General features: G+C 44.0%; 2 protein-coding genes and 1 pseudogene. All 3 read left to right on the top strand.

Features of this window, described 5'->3' with window-relative positions; all coding sequences use genetic code 11:
- The first annotated feature begins 420 nt into the window (after positions 1-420).
- On the top strand, positions 421-1641 hold the full coding sequence (locus tag KIV40_RS25760; protein WP_285352028.1) for a DUF6538 domain-containing protein: 1221 nt from the start codon (positions 421-423) through the stop codon (positions 1639-1641).
- 149 nt (positions 1642-1790) lie between these two features.
- Entirely contained in the window at positions 1791-2381 is a 591-nt protein-coding gene (locus KIV40_RS25755; protein WP_285352026.1) for a recombinase family protein, read from the top strand.
- Positions 2378-2845: pseudogene (gene rnhA, locus KIV40_RS35630) on the top strand (ribonuclease HI); the annotation flags it as partial. The gene KIV40_RS25755 and the pseudogene rnhA, both read left to right, overlap by 4 nt.

Genomic DNA, 2845 nt, shown 5'->3' with positions numbered 1-2845 from the left:
GTGTCATCCAGATTGATCTTTATAGAACCGAGCCATTCTGCTGGCCATTTATCTTCGCTCTCGAAGTCCCGCTTGGTTTTTGGAACGAGAAAACCTTTTTTCGCGGCTGTGACTACAATCGCCAGACCAACTAGACGCTCGGCGCACCACAAAAAAGCCGAGGTATTCACCTCGGCTTATCGAACTTTATCGGTAGTCTAGCTCACCGCTATAAGGTTTTAGAACAAGGAGAGCACGCGCAGTTTACGCTAGTAAATGAGCATGCTCGACGCTGTTATCAGGCCTTAGAGCAAAGAGATAGGCTGGCTATTACATCAAAGTGCCCCAAAACCCCTCCACCTCTGGGAAAGCCCATTATCAAAGGACTACAGGACACAAGGCGTGATACACTACGTGCAACTTATCGAGTGTTTAATACCTATGTCAACTAACAGCAAATCAGCAAATAACCGCTACCTAAAACTTCACCACGACACATGGGTCTATTGTCGTAGAGTACCTAAAGACCTCAAGCACCTTTACCCAAACAAAACAAATATAACCATCAGTTTAAAGACCAGTTCCGTCAAAGCTGCACGAATCAAACGTGACAAGCTCAACGGGGAACTAGCTGCACAACTGCAAGGTGCTTACAGCCCTGACAGAATGCAATTCAAGCAATATCTTGAGCAAGTAAAGCCTTATGTTGGGGCACTACAAGCCAATGATTCAGCTATTGATTTTGACGATGTACTACCACGTAATGACATTGCAAAAGCAGCCTTTAGGCAAGAGGTTTACGGAGACAACCAACACGCTTACTCATACACGCTTTTGGAGGGGCTAAATAGTTTATTAGGTCGTAGTAGTAACGCTACGCCTGACACAGTTAGCAAGCTGAGAAACGCTACTGAAAGATTCGTATTGTTCTTAAAAGTCAGAGACATACCCCTGAGAGAAATACGCAAAAAACAAGTGGTCGAGTATGTAGACTATCTAGGTCAAGAGTATGCACACGGAACAATTACAGCGCATTTAAGCCGTCTTAAATCTGTATGGGTTCACGCTTACAAGCTAGGTGAGATAGACCAAAAGATTAGCCCTTTCTGTGACCACGATTTGAGTAAGTATCGTGGTGAGGGTACACAGCAAAAGCAACTATTTAGCAAACAGCAGTTACAGAAAATACTAAGGGAATGCCCTGAAAACATTAAGAATGTTGTTAGGTTAGGTCTGTTTACAGGGGCACGTCTAAACGAAATATGTAACGCACATGAGGAGTTAATTGATGGTGTGCGGTGTATGGTCATTAAAAAGAGTAAGACCGCATCAGGCGTGAGGGTTGTCCCTCTTCCACCTCAAGTGAACGACATAACACTACCCCTTTGTATTGAAACAAAAACGACAGGTCGTGCATTCTCCCGCTTCAAAGTCGAGAGAATCACAGACGATAAAACAAGGTCTTTCCACTCTCTACGTGTTCACTACACAACAGCAGCACAACGAGCCAAAGTGGAAGAATTTGAGACAGCTACGCTTGTAGGGCACAAAGCAGGGCAAACCATGAGTTACGGCTATTACGCTAAGAGTGACGTTAAGAAGCTCTTAGAATCCGCTACGGTAATTGCTAACCAAGTTGAAAGAGAGTGGCTAGTTGATTGAGTGGTCAGGCTATGCCTAGCTCAAAAACATTCGTTTATGAACCCCCTTTAATGAACTGAGATAAACATGTACTAAAAGTAGCGTTTGACACTTTTGACCTAGGCTCATAAAATCAACCCCACTTTTGAAATTAAGTGAAGGAAAACTATTTGAGTAATAGGACTTATTTTTACTGTCGTGTCTCTACAACGGAACAGACCACAGAAAACCAAGTACAAGCCTTTAAAGACAAGGGGTATGAGGTTGAGAGTTCTTTCGTAGTTGAGGAAACAGTATCAGGCTCAGTCTGTGCAATGGAACGTAAAGGCTTTAAAGCTATGGTTGAACATAAACTCATCACAGGAGACACGCTGGTGGTCTTGAAGTTAGACCGCTTGGGACGTGACAACATAGACGTACAGCAGACTATTGAATTGCTCTTAGGGATTGGCGTTAAGGTACACAGCCTAGACCTACCAACAAGAGACCTTACGACCTCAGAGGGTAAGTTAATGTTGCGTATGTTTACTGCATTTGCTGAGTTTGAAAGAGACCGTATTAGAGAACGAACCATTGAGGGTCAAGCAAGGGCTAGAAAACAGGGAAAAGTAATTGGTCGTCCAGTTAAAGCAACCGCTGAGAAAGTAGCTAAATTACGCTCTGAAGGGCTTTCGATCTCCAAGACAGCAGAAGCATTAAACGTATCAGAATCAACCGTTAAGCGTCTATTTGCTGACGCTAAGAAGCAAGACCTAGTATGACAACAACAAAAACAATCGACGTGACTGAAATCAACTACGCATACACAGACGGAGCATGTATCACTCAAGAGAAACGAGGTGGTTGGGGCTTTGTATTGGCTAGGGGTGAGAAGCGTTTAAAGAGGTCTGGAGGTGAGTTACAGACCACCAGCAACCGCATGGAATTAACCGCAGCTATTAAGACTACAAAAGCGTTACCCAGACAATCCAGTGGTGGTCTATTCAGACAGTCAGTATGTGGTTAAGGGGATTACTGAGTGGTTAGAGAACTGGAAGCGTAACGGGTGGCGTAATGCCTCTAAGAAGCCCGTGGAGAACGCTGATTTATGGCAAGAATTAGACGTATTAAACCAAGCTCTAAACGTGTCTTGGGAATGGGTCAAGGGTCATAACGGAAACCCTCTAAATGAAGAAGCAGATAAGCTGCATATTTCGGGGCATTCCGATCAGTCATTTCCGCTGTT

The organism is Vibrio sp. D173a (genome assembly GCF_030248475.1).
Note: the sequence above shows the minus strand (reverse complement) of the source record. Positions and strands in the feature narration are given on the sequence as shown.

Excerpts from the sequence above, each read along its gene's own strand:
- KIV40_RS25760 (WP_285352028.1), top strand. The coding sequence starts at position 421 with ATGTCAACTAACAGCAAATCAGCAAATAACCGCTACCTAAAACTTCAC.